The sequence below is a fragment of the Verrucosispora sp. SN26_14.1 genome (assembly GCF_004307965.1).
In the GTDB taxonomy this organism is placed as follows: domain Bacteria; phylum Actinomycetota; class Actinomycetes; order Mycobacteriales; family Micromonosporaceae; genus Micromonospora.
In genome coordinates this window covers 1-5,822 of sequence record NZ_SISL01000369.1, presented here as the reverse complement: position 1 = coordinate 5,822, position 5,822 = coordinate 1, and the positions used below count along the sequence as shown (strand labels likewise).

Below are 5,822 nucleotides of genomic sequence, written 5' to 3'. Positions count from 1 at the left end.
GCCTCGCCCACCTCGCCGCCGCCCGCGAGGGCACCGGCCAGCGCGCCGCCACCGAACTGCATCGCGACCACGACCAGCAACCCCACACCGAAGGCCAGCCAGGAGGACTGCACGCCCTCGGCCACCGCGGCGCCCCGGTCACCGGAGCCGAAACGGCGGGCGGCGCGCCCGGTGGTGCCGTAGGCGACCACGGTGCCCAGCCAGGCGGTCAGGGTCATCACGGTGCCGCCGACCGCCACCGCGGCGAGCGGCACGCGGCCCAGGTGGCCGACGACGGCGGTGTCGACGAGGACGTAGATCGGCTCGGCGGCCAGCACCACGAGGGCCGGCAGGGCGAGCGCGGCGATCCGGCGCGGTGAGGCGACACGGCTGGCAACGGAGGTCTGGCTCATCGCCGCCGATCCTGGCACGCGATGTGTAAGGAGAGCAAGCTCCTGCGCCACTTACCCGCCGGGGGACGTCCGCCAGGGCGGCGGGAGGACAGGTGATGAGCGGTACGCAGCCGGTGGCACGGGCCGCGTCGGGACCGTCAGGCGATCCGGGGCGGTGACGCCGTACGCGTGGTGCGGCTCGGCGTCACCGCCGGTCGCGTACGGTCACTGACGGGTGTCCATGGAGGTCTGCAGGGCGCGGCGGGCCTGCTCGCGGGCCTCGTCGGTGGTCTCGGGCTTGGGCTTGGCGGGCATGGCGGACCCCTTCCAGGGCGCGCGCCGACTGGCGCGACGGCATCACGGGCGGTGTACGACAGGCACCCGAAACCGGCCCCAGGATCACCGGAGCTATGGACGGGTGGTGTGGTGGCGGCCCGGGTCGGTCGACCCTGGAGGGGAAGCGACGCCGGGTAGGGCTCCGCTCCCGTGACCCGCGCCACAGCAGCACAGGTCTATTCCCAAGTTATCGTTCAGGTCCACATGGTGCGTGCTGTTCCCGCCATCTGGACCGGTCGGATCCCGGTCACCTGGCCAGGAAGTGCCAGCCCACCCACCACCAGAAGCCGAACATCCCGATCCGGCCCACCGGAACCGGACCGACCTCGTAGCGCATCACGTACGCGCACATCTCGCCGAGCGTCGGGATACGCGAGCCCTCCCGCCGCGCCATCCACTCGACCATCGCGAACAGCGCCAGACCGACCAGGAACCCGCCGATCGCCAGATACCGCATCATCGGCGCACCAACCCCCAGAACGCCGAGAGCCAGACCAACCAGGCGGCGGACCGGACCAGCCGGTCCTCCAGCAACGGGTCGGCCAGCAGCGAGAAGGTGGGGAAGTCGTCACCGGCCGCCGCGACGAACGTGGCCCCCTCGAACACCCCGAACACCACCACCGGCAGCGTCCACCAGACCGCGCCGGAACCCAGGCGCTCGGGTGCCGGACGGGCCTGCACCCGTTTGGTCAGGCCCAGCCAGATCAGCAGCCCGCCGGTGCCGAACACGTAGAGGTTGGCCTCCGTGGAGAACGACGGGAACCGTCCGCCGACCAGCGAGAGGGCCACCAGCACCGGTACGCAGACGACCGGTCTCTCCCACGTACGGGGAGCGTCGATCGTGAGGTCGTGGGGCTGCTCCATCACTCGATTCTCCCCGTCATCTCCCGGCGGCGGTACGGCAACACTCCCCCGAGCCGCCCCTGAAATCACCCCTCGGGGTCGACGTCACGTCCCTGCGCGGGCGCCACCAACTCGGCGCGTACCCGGTCGACCACCTCGTCCACGCTGCCCCGACCGGTGAACCCGGCGGCGAGTCGATGCCCACCACCGCCCAGCGCGACCGCCACCCGGCTCACGTCCACCGCGCCCTTGCTGCGCAGCGACACCGCCCACTCCTGCGGCCCGGTCTGCTTCACCACACAACTCACGTCGGCCTCGGCGGTGCACCGCACCGGATCGATCAGCGCCTCCAGCACGTACGGCCGCTGGTCGTGCCGGGCCAGGTCGTCCTGGGTCGCGTACGTCCAGACCAGGCCATGCCCGGACGCCGCCTCGGGCTCCAGCCGGGCCCGGCCGAGCACCTCGCCGAAGAGGCGCACAGCGCCGAACGGTCGACTGTCGAAGACCCGCCGGGAGATCTCCCCCGGCCGGATGCCGGTGGAGATCAGGCGGGCCGCCATCTCGTGCACCGCCGGCGTGGTCGCGTCGAACCGGAACGAGCCGGTGTCGGTGCTCAGCGCCACGTACAGGCACTCGGCGATGCCGGCGTCCAACGGGACGCCGAGCCGGGCCAGCAGTTCCTCCGCGACCACCGAGGTCGCCGCCGCCGCCGGGTCGACCAGGTTGACGTCACCGAAGCCGACGTTGGAGGCGTGGTGGTCGAGCACCAGTGCGCTGCCCGGACCGGCCAACCGGTCGGCCAGGTCACCGAGGCGCGAGTCGCTGGCCGCGTCGAAACAGATCACCAGGTCCGGCTCCGGGTCGGCCTCGGTCTCGGGGACCAGCAGATCCAGCCCGGGCAGGCCACGGAACGGATCAGGCACCTCCGGCGGCCCGGGGAAGGTCGCCTGCAATCGGCGTACGCCGAGCTGCCGCAGCCCGAGCCCGAAGCCGAGCATGCTGCCCAGCGCGTCGCCGTCCGGGTTCACGTGGCAGATCAGCAGCACCCGGCCGGCGGGCACCACCTGGCGCACCGCGGCCACCGCAGCGGCCCAGTCGGCCTCACTCGGCGCGGACCCGCCCGAGGAGGTCGCCGTCGAGGCTCCGGTGGTCGCCGCGTCCGGGTCGGCGGCACCCGCCGCTCCCCCGGCCGCACCGGGGCGGGCCGGACTCGGCAACGCCGCACCCGGGCCCGACTCGGTCAGCGCACCGCCGGAGGGGGCGGTCACCGCCGATCCCCGCTCCGGGTGTCGTCCGTGTCACCGGTGCCGGTCTCGTTCTCGGCCTCGTCGGGCTCGTCGTCCTCGTCGTCGAGCCGGTACGGCTGGGCCTCACCGGCGTACGCGGCCTTGGCGGCGAGGCGCTGCACCTCCGCGTCGGCCGTCCGGGCCGCCGCGAGCAGGTCGTCGATGTGCTTCACCTGGTCCTGCACGTCGTCCAGGACGAACGTCAGGGTCGGCGAGTGACGCAATCCGAGCGCCTTGCCGACGGTGCTGCGCAGCATGCCCTTCGCGCTGTCGAGCGCGGCGGCGGTACCCGCCTGCGCCGCCGCGTCACCGAGCACGGTGTAGAAGACCGTGGCGTCGCGCAGGTCGGCGGTTATCCGGGCGTCGGTGATAGTGATCATGCCGAGCCGCGGATCCTTGATCTGGCTCCGCACCACCGACGCGACCAGTTCACGCACCCGCTCCGCGTGCCGACGTACCTTGGCCGGATCCGTCATCTCCGCCACCTCCACGGCGTCCCGCTGCCGGCCGGAACCGGCGACGCCGTCACCGGAGCCCGCACCGACCCCAACACTGGAAACCCTACCCGCGCCACGTGCTCCGGCGCGCGGGGCGGCAGGGGGCCGCACCCGCCACCGGTCAGTCGTCCTCGCCGTGCAGCCGGCGGCGTACCGACAGCAACTCGACCTCCGGTCGACCGGCCACCAGGTGCTCGCACGAGTCGAGCACCTCACGGGCGTGCGCCGCCTCCGCGGCCACGACCGCCACTCCTATCTCAGCTCGCCCGTGCAGGTCGAGCGCACCCACCTCGGCGGCCGAGACCTCGAAGCGGCGCAGCGCCGCCACGATCGGCCGTACGTACGATCTCTTCGCCTTCAGCGACCGGGAGTCGCCCGGCAGCAGCAGGTCGAACACTGCGGTTGCGGTGAACATCGCTGCGGACACTACCCGCACCCCACCCCGCATGATCAAGGGGTTTACGCCATTCGGCGTAAACCCCTCGATCAGTGCGTCACTACCGGATCAGGCGCGAACCTTCTCCCGCATCTCGAAGGTCTCGATGATGTCGCCCGGCTGCACGTTGTTGTAACCGGCCAGCGTCAGACCACACTCGAAGCCCTCGCGGACCTCGGTCGCGTCGTCCTTGAAGCGCTTGAGCGAGCTGATCGTGATGTTGTCCGCCACGACCGTGCCGTCGCGCAGCAGGCGCGCCTTCGCGTTGCGTCGGATGATGCCCGACCGGACGATGCAACCGGAGATGTTGCCGATCTTGGACGAGCGGAAGACCTCGCGGATCTCCGCGCTGCCGAGCTCGACCTCCTCGTACTCCGGCTTGAGCAGGCCCTTGAGCGCCGCCTCGATCTCCTCGATGGCCTGGTAGATGACGGTGTAGTACCGGATCTCCACGCCCTCGCGGTCGGCCATCTCGCGGACCTTGTTCGAGGCCCGCACGTTGAAGCCGATGATCGTGACCGGCTCGGACGAGGCGCTCGCGAGCATGACGTTGCTCTCGGTGATCGCGCCGACGCCCCGGTCGAGGACCTTGAGCTGGACCTCCTCGGGGATGTCCAGGTTGAACAGCGCGTCCTCCAGGGCCTCCACGGAACCGGAGACATCGCCCTTGAGGATGAGGTTGAGCGACGTCTTCTCGCCCTCCTTGAGCTGCTCCATGAGCGTCTCGAGGGTGGCCCGGCCACGCGAGTTGGCGAACGCCGCCGCCCGCCGCCGTGCCTGGCGCTGCTCGGCGATCTGCCGCACCGTGCGGTCGTCCGCCGCGGCGAGGAAGGTGTCGCCCGCGCCGGGCACCGCGGTCAGGCCGAGGACCAGGACCGGACGCGCCGGACCGGCCTCGGTGACCTGGTTGCCGTTCTCGTCGAGCATCGCCCGGACCCGGCCGTGCGCCCCACCGGCGACGATCGAGTCGCCCGCCCGCAGGGTGCCCTTCTGCACCAGCACCGTCGCCACCGCACCGCGACCCTTGTCCAGGTGCGCCTCGATGGCCACACCCTGCGCCGGCCCGTCGGTCGGAGCGGTCAGCTCCAGCGACGCGTCGGCGGTGAGCAGCACTGCCTCGAGGAGTTCCTCGATGCCGATGCCGGGCTTCGCGGCCACGTTGACGAACATGGTCTCGCCGCCGTACTCCTCGGCGACCAGGCCGTACTCGGTCAACTGCTGGCGGACCTTGTCCGGGTTCGCCTCCGGCTTGTCGACCTTGTTGACCGCGACCACGATCGGCACGTCCGCCGCCTTGGCGTGGTTGAGCGCCTCGATGGTCTGCGGCATCACGCCGTCGTCGGCCGCCACCACCAGGATCACGATGTCGGTGACCTGGGCACCACGGGCACGCATGGCGGTGAACGCCTCGTGACCCGGGGTGTCGATGAAGGTGACCGCCCGGTCCTCGCCCTCGTGCGGGACGTGGACCTGGTAGGCGCCGATGTGCTGGGTGATGCCACCGGCCTCGCCGGCCACCACGTTCGCCTTGCGGATCGCGTCGAGCAGCTTGGTCTTACCGTGGTCGACGTGACCCATGACGGTCACCACCGGCGCACGGCTGACCAGGCGGTCCTCCGCGACCTCGGCGTCGAGGTCGATGTTGAACTGCGCGAGCAGCTCGCGGTCCTCGTCCTCCGGGCTGACGATCTGCACGGTGAAGCCGAGGTGCTCACCCAGCAGCAGCAGGGTGTCGTCGGAGCACGACTGGGTCGCGGTGACCATCTCGCCCAGGTTGAACATCTCCTGGACCAGCGAACCCGGGTTGGCGTTGATCTTGTCGGCGAAGTCCGACAGCGAGGCGCCACGGGAGAGCCGGACCACCTGCCCCTGACCCCGGGGAGCACCCGAGCTCATGGTCGGGGCCGACAGGTTGTCGAACTCCTGTCTGCGCTGCTTCTTGGACTTGCGACCACGGGTCGGCTTGCCACCCGGACGGCCGAAGGCACCGGCGGCACCGCCGCCACGGCCACGGCCACCGCCACCCGGACTGTCTCTGAGACACATCTGACGC

The 5,822-nt window shown here is 71.4% G+C and carries 7 protein-coding genes; all 7 read right to left on the bottom strand.

Annotated features, from left to right (window positions below):
* The coding region (locus EYA84_RS24655; RefSeq protein WP_255446634.1) for an MATE family efflux transporter at positions 1-392 on the bottom strand (392 nt) is incomplete at its 3' end.
* A 562-nt stretch (positions 393-954) separates the two neighbouring features.
* Entirely contained in the window at positions 955-1,164 is a 210-nt protein-coding gene (locus tag EYA84_RS24650; RefSeq protein WP_176095694.1) for a DUF6186 family protein, read from the bottom strand.
* Complete coding sequence (locus tag EYA84_RS24645; protein WP_131055785.1) at positions 1,164-1,571, bottom strand: hypothetical protein; 408 nt, start codon at positions 1,569-1,571, stop codon at positions 1,164-1,166. The genes EYA84_RS24650 and EYA84_RS24645 overlap by 1 nt, the downstream gene beginning before the upstream one ends.
* Positions 1,572-1,636: 65 nt before the next feature.
* A complete protein-coding gene (locus EYA84_RS24640) occupies positions 1,637-2,632 on the bottom strand; it encodes a bifunctional oligoribonuclease/PAP phosphatase NrnA (protein WP_236145942.1) in 996 nt (331 codons plus the stop codon).
* A gap of 182 nt (positions 2,633-2,814) precedes the next feature.
* Complete coding sequence (gene rbfA, locus EYA84_RS24635; RefSeq protein WP_131055783.1) at positions 2,815-3,312, bottom strand: 30S ribosome-binding factor RbfA; 498 nt, start codon at positions 3,310-3,312, stop codon at positions 2,815-2,817.
* A 142-nt stretch (positions 3,313-3,454) separates the two neighbouring features.
* On the bottom strand, positions 3,455-3,748 hold the full coding sequence (locus EYA84_RS24630; protein ID WP_131055781.1) for a DUF503 domain-containing protein: 294 nt from the start codon (positions 3,746-3,748) through the stop codon (positions 3,455-3,457).
* A 90-nt stretch (positions 3,749-3,838) separates the two neighbouring features.
* On the bottom strand, positions 3,839-5,822 hold a 1,984-nt coding region (gene infB, locus EYA84_RS24625; RefSeq protein WP_131055779.1), incomplete at its 5' end, for a translation initiation factor IF-2.

Excerpts from the sequence above, each read along its gene's own strand:
- EYA84_RS24650 (WP_176095694.1), bottom strand. The coding sequence starts at position 1,164 with ATGCGGTATCTGGCGATCGGCGGGTTCCTGGTCGGTCTGGCGCTGTTC.
- EYA84_RS24645 (WP_131055785.1), bottom strand. The coding sequence starts at position 1,571 with ATGGAGCAGCCCCACGACCTCACGATCGACGCTCCCCGTACGTGGGAG.
- rbfA (WP_131055783.1), bottom strand. The coding sequence starts at position 3,312 with ATGACGGATCCGGCCAAGGTACGTCGGCACGCGGAGCGGGTGCGTGAA.
- EYA84_RS24630 (WP_131055781.1), bottom strand. The coding sequence starts at position 3,748 with ATGTTCACCGCAACCGCAGTGTTCGACCTGCTGCTGCCGGGCGACTCC.